The organism is Duganella sp. P38, assembly GCF_050859475.1.
GTDB lineage: Bacteria > Pseudomonadota > Gammaproteobacteria > Burkholderiales > Burkholderiaceae_D > Rugamonas.
Genome location: NZ_CP193936.1, coordinates 3,388,020 through 3,411,167, shown reverse-complemented (window position 1 = coordinate 3,411,167; position 23,148 = coordinate 3,388,020). Strand labels below are relative to the sequence as shown.

General features: G+C 64.8%; 18 protein-coding genes. 11 read left to right on the top strand and 7 right to left on the bottom strand.

What is annotated here, in order from left to right:
- The first annotated feature begins 471 nt into the window (after positions 1–471).
- The 4 genes from ACRQ5J_RS15830 to ACRQ5J_RS15815 all read left to right on the top strand — a co-directional run bounded on the left by ACRQ5J_RS15830 (position 472) and on the right by ACRQ5J_RS15815 (position 4,929).
- The gene (locus tag ACRQ5J_RS15830; protein ID WP_432377886.1) at positions 472–2,073 is read left to right on the top strand and encodes an ABC-F family ATPase; all 1,602 of its coding nucleotides are present in this window, start codon (positions 472–474) and stop codon (positions 2,071–2,073) included.
- Positions 2,074–2,079: 6 nt separating this feature from the next.
- Entirely contained in the window at positions 2,080–3,234 is a 1,155-nt protein-coding gene (gene nadA, locus ACRQ5J_RS15825) for a quinolinate synthase NadA (RefSeq protein WP_432377884.1), read from the top strand.
- Positions 3,231–4,097 carry a carboxylating nicotinate-nucleotide diphosphorylase gene (gene nadC, locus ACRQ5J_RS15820; protein WP_432377882.1) on the top strand — a complete coding sequence of 289 codons (867 nt, stop codon included), beginning with the start codon at positions 3,231–3,233 and terminating at the stop codon, positions 4,095–4,097. The genes nadA and nadC overlap by 4 nt, the downstream gene beginning before the upstream one ends.
- Before the next feature lie 94 nt (positions 4,098–4,191).
- The gene (locus ACRQ5J_RS15815) at positions 4,192–4,929 is read left to right on the top strand and encodes a substrate-binding periplasmic protein (protein ID WP_432377881.1); all 738 of its coding nucleotides are present in this window, start codon (positions 4,192–4,194) and stop codon (positions 4,927–4,929) included.
- Between the two features lie 166 nt (positions 4,930–5,095).
- Here the strand turns inward: ACRQ5J_RS15815 and nadB are convergent, their stop codons facing one another.
- Entirely contained in the window at positions 5,096–6,706 is a 1,611-nt protein-coding gene (gene nadB / locus ACRQ5J_RS15810) for an L-aspartate oxidase (RefSeq protein ID WP_432377879.1), read from the bottom strand.
- A gap of 165 nt (positions 6,707–6,871) precedes the next feature.
- On the opposite strand from nadB, the gene ACRQ5J_RS15805 reads away from it, so the two are divergent.
- Genes ACRQ5J_RS15805 through prsR form a run of 3 tightly spaced genes read left to right on the top strand, consistent with a single transcriptional unit; the run spans position 6,872 to position 11,659 of the window.
- Entirely contained in the window at positions 6,872–8,245 is a 1,374-nt protein-coding gene (locus ACRQ5J_RS15805) for a TIGR03013 family XrtA/PEP-CTERM system glycosyltransferase (protein ID WP_432377877.1), read from the top strand.
- A complete protein-coding gene (gene prsK / locus ACRQ5J_RS15800) occupies positions 8,245–10,347 on the top strand; it encodes an XrtA/PEP-CTERM system histidine kinase PrsK (protein WP_432377875.1) in 2,103 nt (700 codons plus the stop codon). The genes ACRQ5J_RS15805 and prsK overlap by 1 nt, the downstream gene beginning before the upstream one ends.
- Positions 10,319–11,659 carry a PEP-CTERM-box response regulator transcription factor gene (gene prsR, locus ACRQ5J_RS15795; RefSeq protein WP_432377873.1) on the top strand — a complete coding sequence of 447 codons (1,341 nt, stop codon included), beginning with the start codon at positions 10,319–10,321 and terminating at the stop codon, positions 11,657–11,659. The genes prsK and prsR overlap by 29 nt, the downstream gene beginning before the upstream one ends.
- Here prsR and ACRQ5J_RS15790 read toward each other — a convergent pair whose 3' ends face one another.
- Genes ACRQ5J_RS15790 through ACRQ5J_RS15770 form a run of 5 tightly spaced genes read right to left on the bottom strand, consistent with a single transcriptional unit; the run spans position 11,660 to position 14,892 of the window.
- Positions 11,660–12,268, bottom strand: coding sequence for a tetratricopeptide repeat protein (locus ACRQ5J_RS15790; protein WP_432377871.1), 609 nt, complete (start codon positions 12,266–12,268; stop codon positions 11,660–11,662).
- A gap of 17 nt (positions 12,269–12,285) precedes the next feature.
- Positions 12,286–13,113 carry a hydrolase 1, exosortase A system-associated gene (locus ACRQ5J_RS15785; protein WP_432383665.1) on the bottom strand — a complete coding sequence of 276 codons (828 nt, stop codon included), beginning with the start codon at positions 13,111–13,113 and terminating at the stop codon, positions 12,286–12,288.
- A complete protein-coding gene (locus ACRQ5J_RS15780; protein ID WP_432377869.1) occupies positions 13,113–13,958 on the bottom strand; it encodes a hydrolase 2, exosortase A system-associated in 846 nt (281 codons plus the stop codon). Before ACRQ5J_RS15780 ends, ACRQ5J_RS15785 begins: the two co-directional genes overlap by 1 nt.
- Positions 13,955–14,197 carry an acyl carrier protein gene (locus ACRQ5J_RS15775; RefSeq protein ID WP_432377868.1) on the bottom strand — a complete coding sequence of 81 codons (243 nt, stop codon included), beginning with the start codon at positions 14,195–14,197 and terminating at the stop codon, positions 13,955–13,957. Before ACRQ5J_RS15775 ends, ACRQ5J_RS15780 begins: the two co-directional genes overlap by 4 nt.
- Entirely contained in the window at positions 14,164–14,892 is a 729-nt protein-coding gene (locus tag ACRQ5J_RS15770; RefSeq protein ID WP_432377866.1) for a hypothetical protein, read from the bottom strand. The genes ACRQ5J_RS15775 and ACRQ5J_RS15770 overlap by 34 nt, the downstream gene beginning before the upstream one ends.
- A 159-nt stretch (positions 14,893–15,051) precedes the next feature.
- Between ACRQ5J_RS15770 and ACRQ5J_RS15765 the strand changes: the two genes are divergently transcribed.
- From ACRQ5J_RS15765 to ACRQ5J_RS15755, 3 genes are read left to right on the top strand one after another with little or no spacing between them, the layout of a single operon-like run.
- On the top strand, positions 15,052–16,623 hold the full coding sequence (locus ACRQ5J_RS15765) for an acyl-CoA ligase (AMP-forming), exosortase A system-associated (RefSeq protein ID WP_432377864.1): 1,572 nt from the start codon (positions 15,052–15,054) through the stop codon (positions 16,621–16,623).
- Positions 16,620–17,846 (top strand): pyridoxal-dependent decarboxylase, exosortase A system-associated, encoded by a 1,227-nt coding sequence (locus ACRQ5J_RS15760; RefSeq protein ID WP_432377862.1) that lies wholly within the window; start codon positions 16,620–16,622, stop codon positions 17,844–17,846. The genes ACRQ5J_RS15765 and ACRQ5J_RS15760 overlap by 4 nt, the downstream gene beginning before the upstream one ends.
- Positions 17,843–19,699, top strand: coding sequence for an asparagine synthetase B family protein (locus tag ACRQ5J_RS15755; RefSeq protein WP_432377860.1), 1,857 nt, complete (start codon positions 17,843–17,845; stop codon positions 19,697–19,699). Before ACRQ5J_RS15760 ends, ACRQ5J_RS15755 begins: the two co-directional genes overlap by 4 nt.
- Positions 19,700–19,719: 20 nt before the next feature.
- Here ACRQ5J_RS15755 and ACRQ5J_RS15750 read toward each other — a convergent pair whose 3' ends face one another.
- Complete coding sequence (locus ACRQ5J_RS15750) at positions 19,720–20,976, bottom strand: putative O-glycosylation ligase, exosortase A system-associated (RefSeq protein WP_432377858.1); 1,257 nt, start codon at positions 20,974–20,976, stop codon at positions 19,720–19,722.
- A 91-nt stretch (positions 20,977–21,067) separates the two neighbouring features.
- On the opposite strand from ACRQ5J_RS15750, the gene ACRQ5J_RS15745 reads away from it, so the two are divergent.
- The gene (locus ACRQ5J_RS15745; protein ID WP_432377856.1) at positions 21,068–23,146 is read left to right on the top strand and encodes a glycosyltransferase; all 2,079 of its coding nucleotides are present in this window, start codon (positions 21,068–21,070) and stop codon (positions 23,144–23,146) included.
- Positions 23,147–23,148 lie beyond the last annotated feature (2 nt).

Below are 23,148 nucleotides of genomic sequence, written 5' to 3'. Positions count from 1 at the left end.
GAGAATAGTTGAGGCTGTTAACTCGGCCCTAGCTGCGTGTTATCGAAAGAGCGCAAAAAGTGAAGCAGGGCCACAGCCACAGCGGCGATGCCACGCAGTCCGTCTAAATGCGGGGAACGATGTCGAGACGTCATGCTTTCGAATTTTAGTTATGTTAAAACACTGGAGTTGAGACTGGCCCTATGCAAAATACAACGTGTCTCGCAAGGTAGCATTTAGCCGAAGGCTGCCATGATACCAATCTTTCCTGTTAAAGCGAAGAATTGAGGCCGATCCGACGGGCAGGCACACGCGGGCGGCAGGGAAGCAGTTGGCGCTCGTTCATCACTAGCCGCGTTATTGATCGCTTAAAATACACCGCTGATCAATCGCTCATTTTTACGGTGCTATACAGTGGTTTGTGATGGGTGCTGTATAATGCTGCGTTTCCGCCTAATGGCATGATTTAATTCAGAAAAGTCCAAATCTACAATGCTCTCTACAGCAAACATCACGATGCAATTCGGCGCCAAGCCGCTGTTTGAAAACATCTCCGTCAAGTTCGGCGATGGCAACCGTTATGGCCTGATCGGCGCCAACGGTTGCGGCAAGTCCACGTTCATGAAAATCCTCGGCGGCGATCTGGAGCCGTCGGCTGGCAATGTGATGCTGGATGTGAACGAGCGCCTGGGCAAGCTGCGTCAGGACCAGTTTGCTTATGAAGAGATGCGCGTGCTCGACGTGGTCATGATGGGCCACACCGAGATGTGGGCCGCCATGTCCGAACGCGACGCCATCTACGCCAATCCGGATGCCACCGACGACGACTACATGCGCGCCGCCGACCTGGAAGGTAAAGTCTCCGAGTACGACGGCTACACCGCCGAGTCGCGCGCCGGCGAGCTGCTGCTGGGCGTGGGCATCGCCATCGACCTGCACCAGGGCCCGATGAGCGCCGTGTCGCCGGGCTGGAAGCTGCGCGTGTTGCTGGCGCAGGCGCTGTTCTCGAATCCGGACATCCTGCTGCTCGACGAGCCGACCAATAACCTCGACATCAACACCATCCGCTGGCTGGAAGATGTGCTCAACGAGCGCAACTCCACCATGATCATCATCTCCCACGATCGCCACTTCCTGAACCAGGTGTGCACCCACGTGGCCGATATGGACTACGGCACGCTGAAGATCTATCCGGGCAATTACGATGACTACATGCTGGCGTCGACCCAGGCCCGCAACCAGCAGCTGGCCAACAACGCCAAGGCGAAAGAGAAGGTCGCCGAGCTGCAGGACTTCGTGCGCCGCTTCTCGGCCAACAAGTCCAAGGCCCGCCAGGCCACGTCGCGCGCCAAGATGATCGACAAGATCAAGGTCGAGGACATCAAGCCGTCGTCGCGCGCCTATCCGTTCGTGCGCTTCGAGGGCGAGAAGAAGCTGCACCGCCTGGCGGTGGAGACCGAGGGCCTGAGCAAAAAATACGACCGCACGCTGTTCAACAACTTCAGCATCATGGTCGAAGCGGGCGAGCGCATCGCCATCATCGGCGCCAACGGCGCCGGCAAGACCACGCTGCTGCGCTGCATCGGCGGCGAGGAGATCACCGGCCTGAGCGCGGACCACGGCACCGTCAAATGGGCGGAAAACGCCAACGTCGGCTACATGCCGCAGGACCCGACCGAAGATTTCGCCAAGGAGATCACGCTGACCGACTGGATGGGCAAGTGGACCAAGGAAGGCGACGACGACCAGGCCGTGCGCTCGATCCTGGGCCGCCTGCTGTTCGGCGGCGACGAGGTGAAGAAGTCGGTCACGGTGCTGTCGGGCGGCGAGAAGGGCCGCATGATGTACGGCAAGCTGATGCTGGGCCGTCACAACGTGCTGCTGCTGGACGAGCCAACCAACCACATGGACATGGAATCGATCGAGTCGCTGAACATCGCGCTGGACAAATACGCCGGCACGCTGATCTTCGTGTCGCACGACCGCGAGTTCGTGTCGTCGCTGGCCAACCGCATCATCGAGATCAAAGAAAATGAAGTCGTCGATTTCCGCGGCGGCTACGAAGACTACCTGTCCAGCCAAGGCATCGACTAACACACTATGCAAGCCATCGAGATCAAACCCGTCGAGTATGAACATCCGCAAGACGGCGCCAGCTGCGTAGCCCATGCGTGGGCGCGCACGCCAGCAACGCCGAGCGCCGCCGAGCGCGCGGAACTCAAGCAACGTATCAAGCGCCTCCTGAAGGAAAAGCAGGCGGTGCTGGTGTCGCACTACTACGTCGACGCCGACCTGCAGGACCTGGCCGAGGAAACCGGCGGCTGTGTGTCCGATTCGCTGGAGATGGCGCGCTTCGGCCGGGATCATCCGGCCACCACGCTGATCGTGGCCGGCGTGCGCTTCATGGGCGAAACGGCCAAGATCCTGAGCCCGGAAAAGCGCATCCTGATGCCGGACCTGGACGCCACCTGTTCGCTGGACCTGGGCTGCCCGGCCGACGAATTCACCGCCTTCTGCGACCAGCACCCGGACCGCACGGTGGTGGTGTACGCCAACACCAGCGCCGCCGTCAAGGCGCGCGCCGACTGGATGGTGACGTCGTCGATCGGCCTCGATATCGTCAGGCACCTGCACCAGCAGGGCAAGAAGATCCTGTGGGCGCCGGACAAGCACCTCGGTTCCTACATCCAGAAGCAGACCGGCGCCGACATGCTGCTGTGGCAGGGCTCCTGCCTGGTGCACGATGAGTTCAAGGGCGTTGAGCTGGACCTGCTGAAGGCGCAGTACCCGGACGCCAAGGTGCTGGTGCACCCGGAGTCGCCGGCCAATGTGGTGGCGCTGGCCGATGTCGTCGGCTCGACCACGCAGATCATCAACGCCGCCGTCGAGTCGGACGCCGATACCTTCATCGTCGCCACCGACAACGGCATCCTGCACAAGATGCAGGCGGCCGCGCCGACCAAGCGCTTCATCGTCGCGCCGACGGCCGGCAACAGCGCCACCTGCAAGAGCTGCGCGCATTGCCCGTGGATGGCGATGAACGGCCTGCAGAACCTGGCCAGCCTGCTGGAAAATATCGACAGCCCGGCCATCAGCGCGGCCAACGAAGTCTTCGTCGACGCCGAAATCGGCAAGCAGGCGGTGACCTCGATCACCCGCATGCTGGACTTCGCGGCGGCCAGGAAGGCCAAGGTGCTGCCAGGCCCGGATCTGGCGCAAGAAGCTAAACTGTTTTCGGGAATCGGTCCTGCATGAGCACTTTGATCAACAAGTTCGCGCCGTTCGACGACGCGCTGAAATCGGCCTTCGAGGCCAACCTGCTGTCGGCATTGCTGGAGGATGTTGGCAGCGGCGACCTGACCGGCCTGCTGGTGCCGGAAGGCGGCCGCGCCAAGGCGCGCGTGATCGTGCGCGAGGACGCGGTGCTGTGCGGCGCGCCGTGGTTCGAAGGCATCATGAACTGCATGCAGGCCGGGATTGAAATCGACTGGCAGTACGCCGAAGGCGACATGATGACGGCCGACAGCGTGGTCTGCACCATCGAAGGCCCGGCGCGCGCGCTGCTGACAGCCGAACGCGGCGCGCTGAATTTCCTGCAGCTGCTGTCCGGCGTGGCCACGGCCACGCGCAAGTATGTGGACGTTATCGCCGGCACCCGCGCCGCCATCCTCGACACCCGCAAGACCCTGCCGGGACTGCGCCTGGCGCAGAAGTACGCAGTGCGTGTCGGCGGCGGCAGGAATCAGCGCCTGGCGCTGTACGACGGCATTCTGATCAAGGAAAACCACATCGCCGCGGCCGGCGGCATCACCAATGCGGTGCTGGCGGCGAAAGCGCTCAACAAGGGCGTCACGATCCAGGTCGAGGTGGAGTCGCTCGATGAGCTGAGGCAGGCGCTGGACGCCGGTGCCGTTTCGGTCCTGCTGGATAACTTCAGCACCGCCATGATGCGTGAAGCGGTGGCGGTCAACGCCGGCCGCGCGCTGCTGGAGGCGTCGGGCGGCATCAACTTCGACACCGTGCGCGCGATCGCCGAAACGGGCGTCGACCGCATCTCGATCGGCAGCCTGACCAAGGATGTGCGCGCGACCGATTATTCTTTGCGCATCATCGGCTAATCCGCGCTAGAATGAACCGCAGGAGGCCGGATTTCCGGCGAGGGAGGCCCGCTTGCGGAAAGCACGTCGACTTTGTTTGACAGGCTTGGGCGGCATGGCGCTGAGCGCTCTGCCGCTGTTTTCATTGGCGCGCCAGCCGCCCGTGCGCGAGCTGGTGGCGGCCGGCACCCGCAACGAAGGCATCTTTGAACGCAACGCCAACGGCGAATTCGCCGGCATGGCGGTGGAGCTGATACGGCTGCTGGCGCAACGCCACGGCTACCACGTCCGTTTCCAGATCTATCCATGGCGCCGCGCGCTGGAAGTGGTCGCCGGCGGCCAGGCGGACATGCTGGCGGCCGCGTACAAAACGGCCGAGCGCCAGCGCGTCATGCGTTACAGCCAGCAGGACTTTTTCCGTGACGACGTGGCGTTCTATGCCCGCGCCGATGCGTTGCCCGCATGGCAGGGCGACTATGCGCTGCTCGCAGGGCGCCGCATCGCGGTGATCAATGGCTGGGCTTACGGCCCGGCGTTCACGCAGGCCGCGCCGCAATTGCTCATCAGCGTGACGAATTCGGTGGAAAACGGCTTGAAGATGCTGGCGCGCGGCCATGTCGAGCTGTTTGCCTCCAACCGGCGCGACACCGAACCGGTGATCAAGGCGCTTGGACTCGAAGACCGGGTGACCGCGCTGGCGCCGCTGATCGAGGTGATGCACGCGTACTTCACCTATCCGCTGGCGCCGCGCTACAGCGGGCTGGCGGCGCAGATGGACCAGCTGCTGGCGGAGAAGAAGAAGAGCGGCGAGCTGCAAAGACTGGCGCGCCGCCACGGCGCTACGCCGCCCTGATCGGCGTGCGCATGGCGCCCCGCAGCCGGTCCGGCGAAGAAGGCGCGACTACGCGCCGCTTGCCTGGACGGGTCCGGCAAGGCAGCGGGGCCGCGCTTGCTGCGCGCGGCGCGTCGATGACCGGAATGCCGGCGTGCGCGGCGTCGCGGACCAGCATTTCAGCGCATCATTTTCGCGCCGGCGGCGTGAGGATGGTCGGCAGCGCCTTGGCCAGCGTTTCCGGGTAATCGCGGCTGAAGTGCAGGCCGCGGCTTTCACGCCGCAGCAGCGCGCTGTTGACGATCAGGCTGGCCACATCGACCAGGTTGCGCAGCTCCAGCAGGTCGTGCGTGACGCGGAAGTTGCGGTAGTATTCGTCGATTTCTTCCTTCAGCAGCGTAATGCGGTGCTGCGCGCGCTCGAGCCGCTTGGTGGTGCGCACGATGCCGACGTAATTCCACATGAAGCGGCGCAGCTCATCCCAGTTGTGGGCAATGACCACTTCCTCGTCGGCGTCGGTGACGCGGCTTTCATCCCAATCCGGCAGGTAGGGGATTTCGCCTTTTTCCTTGGCGGTGATGTCGAGGGCACAGGCGCGCCCGATCACCACGCATTCGAGCAGCGAATTGCTGGCCAGGCGGTTGGCGCCGTGCAGACCGGTGCAGGCGGTTTCGCCGACCGCGTACAGGCCGGGCAGGTCGGTGCGGCCCTGCATGTCGGTGACCACGCCGCCGCAGGTGTAGTGCGCGGCCGGCACCACTGGAATCGGCTCCTTGGTGATGTCGATGCCCAGCTCCATGCAGCGCGCATAGATGGTCGGGAAATGCTCGATGAGGAAGTCGGCCGGCTTGTGGCTGATGTCGAGGTGGACGTAATCGAGGCCGCGCTTCTTGATCTCGAAGTCGATGGCGCGCGCCACCACGTCGCGCGGCGCCAGCTCGGCGCGCTCGTCGTGCGCCAGCATGAAGCGCTGGCCGGCGGCGGCGCCGGCTTCCGGCGGCAGCTTGAGCAAGCCGCCTTCGCCGCGGATCGCCTCGGTGATCAGGAAGGACTTGGCGTACGGGTGGTACAGGCAGGTCGGGTGGAACTGGATGAACTCCATGTTCGACACGCGGCAGCCGGCGCGCCAGGCCATGGCGATGCCGTCGCCGCTGGCGGTGTCCGGATTGGTGGTGTACAGGTACACTTTGCCGGCGCCGCCGGTACACATCACCGTGTGTTCGGCCGCAAAGGTCAGCACCTGGCCGGTTTTCTCGTCCTGCACATACAGGCCGTAGCACTTCGGCTGGGCATTCTTCTTCAGCGGGTGGACTTTGTCCGAGGTAATCAGGTCGATGGCGCAATGGTGCTCGAACAGCGTGATGTTCGGGTGGGCGCGGACTTTTTCTTCCAGCGTGGCTTGCACCGCGCTGCCGGTAGCGTCGGCCGCGTGGATGATGCGGCGCTGGCTATGGCCGCCTTCGCGGGTCAGGTGAAAGCCCAGTTCCGCCGAATCGTCGCGGGTGAACGGCACGCCCTGGCCGATCAGCCACTCGATCGCCTCGCGCCCGTGTTCGACGATGTAGCGCGTGGCGCCTTCGTCACACAGGCCGCCGCCGGCGATCAGCGTATCGTCAATGTGCTGGGTGTGGCTGTCGCCGGAATCGAGCACGGCGGCGATGCCGCCCTGGGCCCAGTTGCTGGCGCCATCCTTCAGCGCACGTTTGGAAACAATCGCGACGGTTCGCGTCTCAGCCAGGTGGAGGGCGACCGAGAGGCCGGCCAGTCCGCTGCCGACAATTGCAACATCAAATTTCATGATTACGTAGTTACGTGAAGGTAAATGAACCACGACTATAGACGATTTGCCATAGTTCCGTCATAAAAAGCCCTTTTGACGAGGTGGATTGCGCGACGATTGCTGAGCCTCAAAGCGGGCGCGCCAGTGTTGCCCATCATGGAAGCTCCGTCCTGGGAGCGTATCGTGATCCGCATCTTTCATCATTATGTATCGCGCATAGCCTTCATGCTGCTGTTGCTGGAGCTGTCGATCCTGCTGGCGGCGGCGGTCGCCAGTGCACCGCTGTGGCTGCACGACCCCGGCCACCTGTATGCGCCGGCGCTGGCGTTCGCGCTGGTGATGGTATTCAGCATGGGTACGCTGGGCATGTACCAGCACGACCGGTCGCGCGAGGACATCAAAAGCACGCTGCTGCGCATCATGCCGTCTTTCGTGCTGGGCTTCGCGCTGATGCGGGCGCTGGCAGCTGTATTGCCTGAGATGCAACTCGGCCGGCTCGGCAGCATGGTGTTCCTGCTGGGCGGCGGCGCGGTGCTGCTGGCGCGGCTGGTGGTGTTCACGTCGGCGCAATCGCGCATGCTGGAACAGCGCTTGATTATCGTCGGCGACGGCGCCATCGCGCGCGAATGCCTGGAGCTGGCGGCCAGCAGTCCCGGTTTTCATCCGTTCCGCGTGGTCGGTTTCGTGCCGGTGCCGGGCGAAATGCGGGCGGTGCCGCCTGCCATGCTGCTGCCGGCCGACCTGCCGCTGCTGGCACTGGCGCGGCGCTACGCGGCCGACGAAATCGTCGTCACCGTGGGCGACCGCCGGAACGGCGCGTTTCCGGTACGCCAGTTGCTGGAATGCGCGCTTGGCGGCGTGGTCGTGACCGATGCCGCCACCTTCTTCGAGCGCGAGGCCTGCCAGATCCGCGTCGACTCGCTGCAACCGAGTTACCTGATATTTGGCGGTGGTTTCGATCAGAGCATGGCGCGCGCCGCCGTCAAGCGGCTGTTCGACCTGCTGGCCAGCGCCGCAGTCGGCCTGCTGGCGATGCCCGTGATGGTGGCCGCAGCGCTGGCGATCAAGATCGAGGACGGCGGCCCGGTATTCTATCGGCAGGAGCGCGTGGGGCGGAACAAGCGCTTGTTCCAGGTGCTGAAGTTCCGCAGCATGCGCCAGGACGCGGAGCGCGACGGCCGGCCGCAGTGGGCGCAGCAGAACGATCCGCGCGTGACCGTGGTGGGGCACTGGATACGCAAGCTGCGCATCGACGAACTGCCGCAGATGCTGAATGTGTTCAAGGGCGAGATGAGTTTTGTCGGACCGCGCCCGGAGCGGGCTTATTTCGTCGAGCAGCTCTGCGAGCAGATTGCCTATTACAACGTGCGGCATGGGATCAAGCCGGGCATCACCGGTCTGGCGCAGGTGCGTTACAGCTACGGCGCCTCGGTGGAGGATGCGCTGCAAAAGCTGCAATACGATTTATATTATGTGAAGAACAATAGCCTGTTTCTGGATCTGCTGATTCTGGTGGACACGGTGCAGGTGGTGTTGTTCGGTAAAGGCGGGCGCTGATGCAGTGGGCCGGCGCAGCGGCGGTTGCGGGCTTCAGCCACGGCGTCGCCGCTGTTGCTTTCGGCTTGCTGGCGGCGATGCTGCTGCGTGGCGGCGGTCCGCGCGCCATGGCCGCCGCAGCACTGGCCACCGCCTTATGGGCCGGATGCGCGCTGTTCGCCGCAGCCGTGTGGCCGCCTGGCGCGACCGGCCCGGTCACCGAGGCCGCGCTGGTGTCCGAGGCGGGCGTGGCGGCCGAGGCGTCGCGCGCGCCGCTATGGCTGGCGGTCGCGCTATTGGAGGCGCCCGAGGCCTTGCGCACCGGCTGCTGGATTGCCTTGCTGCTGTTGCTGGCCGGCGCCGGCTGGCGGCTGGTGGCGGCGGCCATGCTGCTGCCGCTAGCCACGTTGGCGGCGGCGCTGCACGGCGAGGCGTCGCCGCTGCTGCGCGCCGCGCTGCCGCTGGCGTCGGCGGTGCTGGGCATGCTGCTGGTCGAACATCTCTATCGCGGCGCGGCGCAGAATGCGCGCTGGGGCATCAAGTTCGCTTGCCTCGGCATTGGCGCCCTGTTTGCCTACGATTTCTATCTGTACAGCGACGCCATGCTGCTGCGTCGCGTGAACCAGGAGATATGGGCGGCGCGCGGCATCGTCAATGCCCTCAGCGCGCCGCTGCTGGCGATTGCCATTGCGCGCGGGCCGGCATGGACGCCCGGCTTGCATCTCTCGCGCCAGATCATGTTTCACTCGGCCGCGCTGCTGGGCGCCGCCATGTACCTGATGGCGATGGCCCTCAGCGCATGGTATCTGCGCTACGTGGGCGGCGCATGGGGCGCGCTGATGCAGCTGGCCTGCCTGTGCGGCGCCGGCCTGTTGCTGACTGCCGTGCTGTTTTCAGGCGCCATGCGCGCAAGGCTCAAGCTTTTCATCAGCAAGCATTTTTACCAGGGGCGCTACGACTACCGCGAGGAGTGGCAGCGCGTTACCCGGGCGCTGGCCGATGATGCAGGCGGCTTGTCCGAGCGGGCCATCCAGACGGTGGCGGCGCTGGTGGAAAGTCCCGCTGGCATATTGTGGTTGCGTAGCGATGACGATGTCTGCCGCCCGGCCACCCATTGGAACTGGCCGCTGCCGCAAGCCGAGGAGGGGGCCGACAGTCCGCTATGTGACATGCTGGCCGGCCGCGGCTGGGTCATCGATCTGGCCGAATGGCGGCTTGACGCCAGCCGCTATGATGATCTGCCGGTGCCCGCCTGGGCGCAGGAACTTTGGCTGATCGTGCCGCTGATGCTGGAGCGCCGCCTGTTCGGCTTTATCTGCCTGGCGCCGCCGCGCACGCCGTTGCAGCTGAACTGGGAGGTGCGCGACGTGCTGAAAATCGCCGGCAGCCAGGCAGCCAGCTACCTCGCGCACCGCGCCTCGGCGGACAGCCTGGCGGTGGCGCGCCAGTTCGAATCGTTTAACCGGATGTCCACCTTCATTGTCCACGACTTGAAGAACCTGATGTCGCAGCTGTCGCTGCTGCTGGCGAACGCGGAGAAGCACCAGTCCAATCCCGCCTTTCAGCAAGACATGCTCGACACCCTGTCGCATTCCCTGACGAAGATGAAACAGCTGCTGCTCAAACTGCGCCGCAACGACGCACCGGAGGCGCTGGCGCCGCTGCGCCTCGACGCGCTGCTGATGCGCATCGTGCAAAACTATGCCGCCAGCGAGCCCCGGCCTTCGCTGGAACTGCGCGCCGCCGGCCTGACTGTGCTGGCGGACGGCCAGCGGCTGGAGCGTGTCATCGGCCACCTGATACAAAACGCCTTGGATGCGACCCCGCGTGCAGGCCGCGTCTCCGTGCGCATGGCGGCAAACGGAGACGCGGCCATCATCGAACTGACCGATACCGGCCACGGCATGAGCGAACAATTTATCCGCGAGCGATTGTTCCAGCCGTTTGTATCGACCAAGGCGGCCGGCATGGGCATAGGGGTGTTTGAGAGCCGCGAATATCTGCGCGAGATCGGCGGCCAGTTACAGGTGGCCAGCGTCCCATCCCAAGGCAGCACGTTTCGCGTGATGCTGCCACTGCATAAGGAGGTCCAGCATGGGCAAGAACAAGCTACTGGTGGTTGAAGACGATCCGGGGCTGCAAAAACAGCTGCGCTGGAGCCTGGACGCCTACGATGTCGTGACGGCCGATGACCGCGAAACGGCACTGGCGCAACTGCGCCGCCATCAGCCGGCGGTAATCACCATGGATCTTGGCCTGCCGCCCGATGCCGACGGCGCGGCCGAGGGCCTGGCGCTGTTGGCGCAGATACTGGCGGTAGCGCCGGATACCAAGGTGATTATCCTGTCCGGCAATCAGGAACGCGGCAACGCGCTGAAAGCCATCGCCATGGGAGCGTATGATTTTCACCAGAAACCGCTGGATGCGGATACGCTGTCGCTGGTGATCGCGCGCGCCTTTTACCTTCACGCCATGCAGCAGGAAAACCGCCGCATGCTGCAAATCCAGTCTGATTCGCCGCTGGCCGGCATCGTCAGCCGCGATCCCGCCATGCTGAAGCTGTGCCGCAACGTGGAGAAGGTGGCGCCATCGTCGGCCACGGTCATGCTGCAAGGGGACTCCGGCAGCGGCAAGGAGCTGATCGCGCGCGGCCTGCACCAACTGAGCCCTCGCCACGACAAGCGCTTTGTCGCCATCAACTGCGCGGCGATTCCAGAGCATCTGCTGGAGAGCGAACTGTTTGGCTACGAAAAGGGCGCATTCACCGGCGCGCAGCGGCAAACGCCGGGCAAGCTGGAACTGGCGCATGGCGGCACCTTATTCCTCGACGAGATCGGCGATATGGCCATGTCGCTGCAGGCCAAGCTGCTGCGCTTTCTGCAGGAGCGGGTGATTGAACGGGTTGGCGGCCGCGCGGAGATCAGCATCGATGTGCGGGTGGTGTGCGCCACCCACCGCGATCTCAAGATGATGGCGGCGCAGGGCGGCTTCCGCGAGGACCTGTATTACCGGCTGAGCGAGATTGTGCTGACGATTCCACCGTTGCGCGAGCGCGCCGGTGACAGGGCGCTTCTGGCGCACCACTTCCGCAACAAGTTCTGCGCCGGAGAATCGCGCTCGCCGCTGACCTTCAGTGCCGAAGCATTGGCCTCGATCGAGGCCCACACCTGGCCGGGCAATGTGCGCGAAATGGAGAATTGCATCCGCCGGGCCGTCATCATGGCCGATGGGCCGCAGATTACGCCGGCCGACCTCGGGCTGCCGGACGGCGCGCAGGAAAACCTGAACCTGCGCCAGGTGCGCGAGGCGGTCGAGTACCACGTGATGGTGCAGGCGCTAGCGCGCTCCGACGGCAGCATCGTCAAGGCTGCGGAGCTGATGGGTATCAGCCGGCCGACCTTGTACGATCTAATGAGCCACCATGGCTTGAAATAGCTAATCGCGCCATTCGCCGGCGGCGTTCAGCTGGTTTTTCAGGCCCGCCAGTGGGAAGCCCATGGCGTAGGCTTTTTGCGCGGCGGCGCGCGCCTTGTCGTACTCTTTCTTCTTCACATATAGCAGGCCGAGGTTATAGTGCGCGGTCGGATTTTCCGGCTCCAGCCTGGCCGCTTCCTCCAGCTGGCCGAGCGCCGCGTCGGCCTGTCCGAGGGCCAGCAGATAGCTGCCGTACAGCGAACGCACGCGCGCGTCTTCCGGGCGGTAGCGCAAGGCGCGGTCGAAGAAGCATTCGACCGTGTAACGCGCGCCGTGCGGCTTGCGGTTCCTGTCGCGCAGCGCCAGGCGCATGATGGCGGCCAGTGCGCGATGATGGTTGGGGAAGTGCTCCAGCGTATAGCTGATATCGGCGCCGAGCGACCCTGTCGCGCCGCGCGTCAGCCGTTCGACACTGGGCGTGAAATGGAAATTTTCGACCACGGCCAGCCCCTGGCGGTCATCGGCATTGGTATAGTCGCCGCCGGGATCATGCTTTACGTAGGCGGGACAGTCCTCGGCGGCATGTGCGGCCATGCAGGCTAAACACAGGACGAGCAGGCAGGTTTTCATGGATTTCCTTGTGCGATTCACCATGTCCGCATCCAGCGCGCGCACATGTCGGCGACTTCGTCGCGCCAGGCCTGGCGGGCAAAGGTATGGTTGGCATTGATGATGACGATCTGCCTTATGCGCGGCGATGCCAGCAGGCCGCGCCAATGGGGCTGTTGGCGTGCCAGGGCCATGAATTCACGCGCCCCCAGATCTGCCCCGCTGAGGATGATGAGAACCTGGCCGCGAAAGCGCTGCAAGGCCTGGTACAGGCGCTCCGGCAGCGGCTCGACCTGCGACGACGGCTGGCGTGCCGCAGTCGCCATCTGACGTAATGAAGCGACTGCCCGCCTGATGCCGAAACGTCCGCGCGCCAGCTTGTGCCAGAACTCGCGGTCGCGGATACGTTGCAGATAGTAGTGGCGCAGCGTGGTGCGTGCCTGTCCTTGCACCGTGCGCACCCATGGATTGGCCAGTACCAGCCCCGCGACGCGCGGATCGGTATGGGCGTGAAAGGCGGCGGCTGTGGCGCCGTCGCAGAGGCCCCACAGCACCAGCTCTTTGAGCTGCGGCATGGCGGTGAAGAATTCGCAGATCGCCGCCTCCAGATCGTCCTGGATGTTTTCGAAATCGCGCGCTTCGCCTTCGCTATCGCCCATGCCGCGATAGTCGAAGCGCATCACCGGTATCCGCTGCTCGGCCAGATGGCGCGCCAACAGGACGAACTGACGGTGGCTGCCGACACGATATTGCGGGCCGCCGGTCACAATCAGCACGCCACGCTGCAAAGGCTCTTCCGGCACATGCAGTATGCCGAACAGCCAGCAATCGTGGCAGGTGAAGTGGAGTACGCGTTGTTCTGCCATCACGGTCGCTCCGCGCCGGCCGCTGCGGTGGTGGCGGCCAGGAGCGCCGCCGAGACGCCAATTTCGGCGTTGCTCCAGAATGGCTCACCGTTGACGGCGTGCGCGTGTACCTGAACACCCTCATGGCGCCAGCGTTGGACCAGCAGGGAGGATGCCGGTTGTAATGCCGGTGGCGCACCCGCTGCCCGCGCATATGCGGCGGCGGGTGCGTCTTGCGGCCCGCTGTTGAGTTCCAGCCACTGCACCGGGCAGCGCGGCGCCATGGCGGCGGCATCGAGCTGGCCGATGGACTGCGACAAGGACGGCGACATCAGATAGCCGGCGATTTCGCTGTCCTGCTCCGCCACTGGATCGCTGGCGAACAGGCGCGTCGCGCTTTGCAATCGCTCGAACTGGCGCAGATGCGCACGGCCGCTGATGGCCGGCTGCCACAATATGAGGCCGGCGGGATGGGCCTGGCGGGCGAAGTCGAGCGCCAACAGCGCGCCCAATCGCAGTCCCCACAGATAGCGCGGACCGAGCTTGCGGCGCTCCAGCCACTGCCAGGCGCGCGCCAGATCGTCGAGCCACACGTCCCAGCGCGCCTGCGCGAACTCGCCGCTGCTGTCGCCGCAACCGTATAAGTCGATTTGCAGCACGCCGTATCCCGCCTGCGCGTAGGCGCGCGCCTGCAACACGGCCATGCGCCGGCTTTTGTTCAACTCCTCGGCGAAAGGCTGGACGTAGAGGATGGCGCCACGCGACGGCACACCGGCCGCCGGTTCGTGGTACAGGCAAAAGCGTTCGCCCTCGTCAGCGCTGAGGAAGAACGGCAGGGCGGCAAGACCGGCGGCTTCCACGATCACGCCAGTTTGCTGTCGACGAATGCCGTCAGGGCGCCAAGCGTGGCGAAATGGCGCGCGCTGATCTCGTCGTCGCGCACCTCGAAGCCGTAGTGCTGTTCCAGTGCGAGTATCAGGTTGGCCACCGCCATCGAATCGAGTTCCGGCAGGCTGCCGAGCAGCAGCGTGGTTTCCGCCAGCGTCACCGGGCCGAGGCCCAGCGTGGTTCTCAGTATGTGGCTGACTTGCGTGAGTTGTGACATGGCGGCTCCTGTAATGCGCTGCTGTCGAAGGTCAGTTGGGGGAAGACGTTACTGCTGCGCGATAGATGGACGTAGGGACGCATGCTGGCGACCATCCACTGCCAGCCGCCGCAGCGCAGGAACAGCGCGTGCCCCAATCGCACCACGCCGATCTGCGCGTGCGCGCGCAGCGAGCCGGCGTTGAAGGCGGAGATGCGACTACAAGTCCAGCGGATGTCGCGCTGGCGCAGATGGTGGCGAGCCGATTCCCACAGGCGGCGGAATACCCAGCCAAGCCGCTCTTCCGGCCGCACCCAGACGTCGTAGTCCCAACTGGCGTGCGGAGAGACCAGCAGGTAGCGGACGCGCACCTCGTCCTCCTGATACGCATGCTGGATCAGCCAGATGAAGCCGGCCAGCCGGCCGTTGCGCCAGGCGGACAAGGTGCGCGAGCCTTGTGCGTAGCGGTCGCGCACCACTTCGGCGGGGCGCGGGTAGTCTTTGGGCAGCAGGTCGCCGGCGCCGGGGGACGTGATGTGGATGTCGGCGCCGCGCAGCGGCGTGATGGGCGTGTCGCTTACGTATTGGGCGACGAAGATGTAGCGGTACAACGAGCAGCGCCCGCCGCTGGTTCGCGCCAGCACGCGCGCGAGCCAGTACAAGGCGGCGTTCAGCCAACCCAGTTGCGCGATGGTGAGACGCAGACGTTCGCTCATGGCAGTCGATCCGTAAGGCATGCAGGATGCCGATTAGACTATGCCGTCATCGCGCACGGTTTGCGCCAGCACAAGCGCGCGACGCGTTTGATGCGCGTCAAGGCCGGCCCGGTAGTTTGTCCGATGATGGAGGACCGTCCAACGTGAAGGTCGATCGCCATGGCGCAGCTTATCCACGAGTTCATTTTTGAGTCGGCGCGGACGGCGCCTGAGCGCCAGGCACTCGGCTATCAGGGACTGGGACTGAATTACGGCGCGCTGGCGCAGCTGGTGCGGCAGGCCGCCAGCGCATGGTTGCGGCACGGATTGCAACGCGGCGAGCGCTTGGCAGTGTATCTGGAAAAGCGCGAAGAGGCCGTGGTGGCGATGTTCGGCGCCGCCGCGGCCGGTGGCGTATTCGTGCCGGTGAATCCGGCGCTGCGTCCGGAGCAGGTGGCTTACATCCTTGCCGACTGCAATGTCCGCATTCTGGTAACGTCGCGCGAGCGGCTGCATCAATTGGCTGCCGGGCTAGCGCGCTGCCCGGACCTGCATACGGTTATTGTCACCGGCCCGACGGAAGGACTGGCAGCGGCGCCGGACGTGTTGGTGCACGGCTGGCGCGCCAGCCTGCAGGCTGCCGCCGAGCATGACGATCAAACGCCGCATCGTCGCATCGACGCCGACATGGCTGCGATTCTGTACACCTCCGGCAGCACAGGCAAGCCCAAGGGCGTGGTGCTGTCGCACCGCAACCTCGTGGCCGGCGCACTCAGCGTTTCCAGTTATCTGAGCAACACGCACGAGGATCGTATCCTGTGCGTGCTGCCGCTCAGTTTCGATTACGGCCTGAGCCAGCTGACCACCGCGTTTGCGGTCGGCGCCTGTGCGATCCTGCTCAATCACCTGCTGTTGCGCGAGGTGATCGAAGCGGTGGACCGGGAGCGCATTACCGGCGTGGCCGGGGTGCCGCCGCTATGGATACAGCTGGCCGAATTAAACTGGCGCCACGCGCGCCGCCTGCGCTACATCACCAATTCCGGCGGCGCGATGCCGCAACATACGGTGCGGGCGCTGCGCAAGGCGTTGCCACACGTGCAAATTTACCTGATGTATGGCCTCACCGAGGCATTCCGCTCCACCTATCTCGCGCCGGAGCAGCTGGACATCCGCCCGGACTCGATCGGCAAAGCCATTCCCAACGCCGAAGTCTTGGTGCTGCGCGCTGACGGCACGCCATGCCAGCCCGATGAGCCTGGAGAACTGGTGCATCGCGGCGCGCTGGTGGCGATGGGTTACTGGAACGATCCGCAACGCTCCGCGGAACGCTTCCGGCCGCTGCCGGATCGCAGCGGCGGCTTGCCGCTACCGGAAATGGCGGTGTGGTCTGGCGATACCGTACGCGCCGACCGGGAAGGTTTTCTCTACTTCATCGGCCGTAGCGACGACATGATCAAGACGTCCGGTTACCGCGTCAGCCCGACCGAGGTGGAAGAAGTGGCCTACGACACCGGCATGGTGATCGAGGCGGCCGCTTTCGGCATGCTGCATCCGACGCTGGGCCAGGCGATCGCGCTGGTGGCAGTTGGCGACGAGCTCGATAGCGCTGAACTGCTGGCCTCGCTAAAGCGGGCGCTGCCGCCGTACATGGTGCCGGCCCAGCTGGAGGTGCGCGCACAGCCGCTGCCGCGCAATGCCAACGGCAAGATTGACCGGCGCTTGCTGGCGCTGGAACTGGAGGCGCGGCGATGACGGCCTCGCACGCGGAATTGCGCCAGTTTCCGGTGCAGGACGATTGTCTGCTGCTGGGAGGTATCACGTTGACGCGCCTAGCCGAACGGGTCGGGCAAACCCCGTTTTACGCGTATGAGCGCAATCATATACAGTCTCGGGTGGCGCTGCTGCGCGAAACTTTGCCACCGGGCTTGCATTTGCATTATGCGATCAAGGCCAATCCGATGCCTGCGCTGGTGCAGATGATGGCGCCGCTGGTGGACGGCTTCGATGTGGCCTCCGCCGGCGAGCTGAGAACCGCGCTGGATACTGGCATGGCGCCGGCCGGCATCAGTTTCGCCGGCCCCGGCAAGCGCAATAGCGAGTTGCGCAGCGCGGTGGCGGCTGGCGTGGTGTTGCATCTGGAATCAGAGGACGAGATGGAGCGCGTCGCCCGCATCGGCGAGCTGCTGGGTATCACGCCGCGGGTGGCGGTGCGCGTCAATCCCGAGTTCGAGCTGAAGCAAGCTGGCATGAAGATGGCCGGCGGCGCGCGTCAGTTCGGCGTTGACGCCGCGCGGGTACCGGCGATGTTGCGCAAGCTGGGCAGGCTGGAACTGGATTTCCAGGGCTTTCACCTGTTCTGTGGCGCGCAAAACCTGTCCGCCAAGGCGATCTGCGAGGCGCAGCGCCTGTGTATTGAACTGGGCTTGCGGCTGTCGGAGTATGCGCCGGCGCCGGTCCGGATGCTGAATATCGGCGGCGGCTTCGGCGTTCCGTATTTTCCGGGCGAAAAAGCGTTGGACCTGCCGGCGGTGGCGGCGGGGCTGCACGAAGTGGCCGCAACGTTGGCCGCCGCGTCGCCGCAAACGCGGCTGGTGCTGGAGCTGGGTCGGTATCTCGTCGCCGAGGGCGGCGTCTACGTTTGCCGGGTGCTGGAACGGAAGTTGTCGCACGGCCAGGTGTTTGTGATTACCGACGGCGGCCTGCATCATCATCTGGCGGCATCCGGCAATTTCGGCCAGGTGATACGCAAGAATTATCCGGTGGCGATCGGCAACCGCATGCTGGCCTCGCCGCGCGAGGTGGCCACGGTGGTCGGGCCGCTGTGCACGCCGCTGGACATGCTGGCGGACAGCATGGAACTGGCGCGTGCCGAGCCTGGCGATTACGTGGTGGTGTTCCAGTCTGGCGCTTACGGACTGAGCGCCAGCCCGACGGCATTTCTTGGGCATCCGCCGCCGCTGGAGGTATTGGTATGAGCGGCATGTGCGGCTATCTGGACCTGTTGCGTGGCGCGCCGTCTGCGCTGGCGGGCGCCGCGTCCTCACTCGCACGTTTCGACACCAGCCCGGTCTACAGCCTGGTGGACGGCGCCTGCGGGCTGGCCATCACCGCGCAAAGCGGCAGCGTCAGCCTGCACCAGCAGCCGGGACTGTTGGTCGCAGTTTGGGGCCGCGCCACGCTGGGCAGTAGCGGCGAACAGGTGGCGGCGCGTTTCTGCGCCGCCTGGCGCGAGCGCGGCGCCCAGGCCTGCGCCGAACTAGGCGGCCATTTCGCTGTTGGCGTCATCGACAGTGCTGCCGGGACCGTGCTGCTGGCAGTGGACCGCAGCGGCGTGCACCCGATGTATTATCAGAACACGCCGCAAGGGCTGAAGTTTGCCTCGTCCGCCGTCGCCTGGCCCGCCCACGCGCTTGATCCGCGAGCGCTGTTCGACTATCTGTATTTTCATATGATACCGGCGCCGCGCAGCATCTACCGGCATCAGCACCGACTGCTGCCGGGCGAGTACCTGCTGTACCGGCGCGGCAGGAGCGAGCGCGGCGTCTATTCGCGTATGCGTTTCCGCGAGGAGCGCGCGGTGCCGTTTCCGGTGATGAAGCAGCAGTTTCGCGCCGCGCTGACAGATGCGGTGCGGCAGGCTGCGGACGGCGATGGCCGCGTCGGCGCCTTTCTCAGCGGCGGCACCGACAGCTCGACGCTGGCGGGCCTGCTGGAACGGCCGGCGCGCACCTATTCCATCGGCTTCGATGTCGACGGCTATGACGAAATGGCCTACGCCCGCATCGCCGCGCGGCATTTCCAGACCGATCATCACGAATATTATCTGACCGCCAGCGATGTGGCGGATGCCATCCCGCGCATCGCCGCTGTCTGCGACCAGCCTTTCGGCAACTCGTCCATCGTGCCGGCGTACTTCTGCGCGCAAATGGCGCGCGCGGACGGCGTCACCCGCCTGATCGTCGGCGATGGCGGTGACGAGCTGTTCGGCGGAAACGAGCGCTACGCGCTTCAAGCCGTGTTTTCGCGCTACGAGCAACTGCCGTCCACTGTCCGCCAACTGGTGCTGGAACCGCTGTTGTTTGGCCTTGCCGGCCGGCTCGATGTCGCACTGCTGCGCAAGGCGCGGCGCTATGTCGAGCAGGCGCTGGTGCCGATGCCGGCACGGCTGGAAAGCTATAACCTGTTGGCGCGCTACGGCGCGGCGCGGATGCTGACCCCGGATTTCCTCGCGGGCGTCGATGCCGGCGCGCCGCTTGGCCAGCTGAATGCCGCCTATTGGGAATCGCACGGCCTGAGCCAGATCAACCGCATGCAAGCGCTGGACTCGCGTTACACGTTGGCCGATAACGATTTGCGCAAGGTCGGCATCGCATGCCAGCTGGCCGGAGTGGAGGCGGCGTTTCCCTTGCTCAGCGACGAATTGCTGGCGTTTTCGGCGCGCCTGCCGCCCCGCGACAAGCTGTACGGCACGCGCTTGCGATATTTCTTCAAGCAGGCGCTGCGCGACCATTTGCCGCGCGCGATACTGCACAAGAAGAAACACGGCTTCGGCATGCCGTTCGGGCAATGGCTGCTGAAAGACGCACGCTTGCGCGCGCTGGCCTACGACAGCCTGAGCGACTTGAAGGCGCGCCAGATCGTCCGGCCCGATTTCATCGATCAGCTGACGCAAATCCGCGTGCATGAGCATCCCGCCTATCATGGCACCATGGTGTGGGTGCTGATGATGCTGGAACAGTGGCTGCAGAACCATGCTGAATCGTCAGTCGCCACCGCGCGAACAGACCTGGCGGAAAGTTCGGCGAGCCAGCCGGCCGGCATGCGTTAGCGCTACCGTTTCCAGCAGCGTCATCGCGCCTTGATCAGGCGGCTGGCCAGCCGCTGCTCGGTCAGCGCGCGCGTGGCGACCACTGCGGCCATCAGATAATAGGGCACGTCAAAATACAGCAGGCTGAGGAAGGCGCCGCCCACGGCAAAGCCGATCAGGCTGGCTTGTATCATCTTGGCCAGGTTGCTCGACCATTGCAGTTCCGGATCGTCACCGCTGTTGCGGACGATCCAGGAGGCCGAGCGCCAGGTTAGCGTACCGAGCAGCAGATACAGCGCCAGGCCGACAAAGCCGTGTTCGCCCAGTGCCTGAAAATAGATGCTGTGCGCCGCATGCACAGCACCCGGATTCGGCGCGTACAGGTGGAACACGAACGGCTCGGAAATCTCGAATCCGCCACCGAAGAAGCGGTCCTTGGCCAGGTTGTACGCCATGTGCCAGGCGTTGATGCGTCCCATGGCGGAGGTGTCCGCCTCATACTCCGCGATGCTGTCCATGCGCTCCATCCAGCGTTCCGGCATGAATTGCAGCACCAGCGGGGCTAGCAGGGCGATGATCGCGGCTCCCAGCATTTTCCTACGGCTTTTCAGCCACATCAGCCCCAGCATTGCGGCAATCGCCAGCAGCGCACCGCGCGAGTAAGAGCCCAGCGCGGCCATGCACGAGAGCAGCATGGTGATCGTCAGGCCATGCCTGACCCAGCGCCGCCCGGTGCTCAGCTGAAGATAACGCATCAGAGGGATGGCGATGATCAGTGCCAGCGCGATTTCGTTGTTGCCTCCGATGAAAGTGCCGATCGGCCCCCAGACGCGAAAGTTGCCGCCTTCGCGCACCGTGAAAATGCCGCCCTTGATGCCGTAGAAACCCAGCGAAATCACCAGCACCCAGATCATGCGGTGCACATCCTGACGGCTGCGGATCACCACCATGGTGACCAGACTCATCAGCATAATCTTCATCACCTTGGCCAGTTGCACCTGCGACGCCGCAGGGAAGATGGCAAACAGCGTGGTGACATTCATCCACAGCACCATGGCCAGCAGCGCGAAGGTGATGCCGCCGGCCGGCAAGGTCTTGGGCGCGCGTGACGTTGCCAGGCTGAACAGCGTCATGACGGCAATGATCTGCGCGAACGGGAAGGTGGGGGCGAAGCCCCAGCCTTGGGTGTGCGGGTTCATGACGCTGATCCAGATCCACATCAACACACCGTTGACAGGATTCTTGATTATCAGCGGCAAGCTGGCAAACACGATGAGGGTAACAAGTATGTCGCGCATGGCAGTCATTGATGCGGCTCAACGATGGGTTCGAGCCTGTCAGTACACTGGGCTTTTGCCTTGGCAATCATAAAACAGGGGAGACAGGACCTTGTTGACCGTACTCATGGCGACCCGCGATGGCGCCGCAACGTTGCCGAAGGTGCTGGACGCCTACTGTCGTCTGGCGACGCCGGCCGGCGGCTGGCGCCTGCTGGTGGTCGACAACGGCAGCAGCGACGGCACGCCGCAGCTGCTGGCGAGCTATACCGGCCGGCTGCCGCTCCAGGTGTTGCTCGAGCCACAGGCCGGCAAGAACCGTGCGCTGAACTGCGCGTTGGAAATGGCACTGGCCGATATCGACAGCACGCTCTATATTTTCACCGACGACGATGCCATTCCCGCACCTGACTGGCTGTTGCAGTGGCACGCCTGCGCGGCGGCGCATCCCGACTACGCCGTGTTCGGTGGAATGATCGCTCCGGACTGGGCAGAGCCGCCGGCATCGTGGTTGTTGCCGCTGATCCCGACCGGACTGACCTACGGCCTGACATCGCCGTCCCTGCCGGACGGTCCGGTGTTCCCCGGCCTGGTGTGGGGCGCCAACATGGCGGTGCGTCGAGCCGCGTTTGATGCCGGCCATCGCTTCGACACCACGATCGGCCCGAACGGCGCAGATTACGCCATGGGCAGCGAGACCGAGCTGACGCGGCGACTGGCGCTGGCAGGGTTGCGGCCATGGTTTTGTCGTGCGGCGCGGGTGTCACATCATATCCGCCGGCACCAGGTGCAGCCCGATTACATCCTGCTCAAGGCGTGGCGCTTCGGGCGAGGCAAATTCCGGCAGGAACGTCCGGGCAAGTTTGTCGAACAACTGGGCGTGCCGCGCTGGATGCTGATGCGCTTTCTGCTGGAACTGGCGTCGCTGGCGCGTGCGGCCGTCCTGCGCGATGTGGCGAAAACTTTCCGCCATCGCTGGGAGCTGGCTTTTCTGCGCGGCTATTTTTATGAGGCCTGGCGCGGCGAACCTCGCCGGCAACGCACGGTGCTGGTCACCAGCTATTCCGGCGAGCTCGGTGGCATGGAACTGCGCATGGCGCAGGAAGTGCGCTATCTGCTTGCGGCCGGTTACGCGGCAACGCTGGCGATGCGGCGCTTCGACGGCGTTGACGATTGGTCGCGCCGGCTGGCCGGAGAGCAAATCACGCTGGCGCAATTCAATCCGCCACCGGTCTTCGAAGGCGACTGGCGCTGGCGTCGGTGGCATTTGCTGCGGGCGCGCGGCGCCGCCGGCCGCTTGCGGTCTTTCCAGGCCAGCCTTGTGCATGTGGCGTTTTGCTGGACCAACTACGGGGCTTCCATACTTTGGCTTGCCGCGCATTGCGCCTTGCCGACCGTGATCAGCGTACACAACGCCTTTGCGCCGACGGCGCTGACCGACTGGCACGACAGGCTGCTGCACCAGGCGTTTCGTGGCGTGCGCGGCGTCTACGCGGTGTCGCCATCGGCGTTGCAGAATTTTATGGCGATCTACCAGCCTTACATGCCGTCGGACACCCGCGTGGCGGTGATCCCGAATTCCGTCGATACGGAACGTTTCCGGCCATCGATGGCGGTGCGATTGCAGGCACGTCAGCGGCTGCAATTGCCGCAGCAGGCGCTGGTGATCGGCGTCGTGGCTCGGCTGTCCGTGCAGAAGCGGCCAGACATGGCGCTGGATTTATTCGCCATGCTGCGCGCGCGGTTCCCGGAACTTTATCTGGTGCTGGCTGGCACCGGTCCGCTGGAGCAAGCGCTGCGCCAGCAGGCGTCGCGCATGGAGTTGTTGCCGTGGGTGGTGTTCACGGGCTTTGTCGAGGCGGTGCACGAACTGATGCCGGCGCTCGATCTGCATCTGCTGATGAGCCGCAACGAGGGATTCGGCATCGCCACCATCGAGGCGATGGCGTGCGGCGTGCCGGCCGTGGCAACCGAGGTGCCGGGCAGCGCCGACATCCTGCGCGACAGTGCTGGCGGCTTGCTGATTCCGGCACACGATCTGGCCGGCGCGGCGAAAGCCGTGGCCGAACTGCTGGGGGACCCGGCGCGACGGGCGCAGATGGGCAGGCAAGGGCGGGACGAGGTGGTGCGGGGTTACAGCACTGTGGTGGTCGGGCGGCAGGTGCGGGACTTCTACGACGGATTGCTATGAGG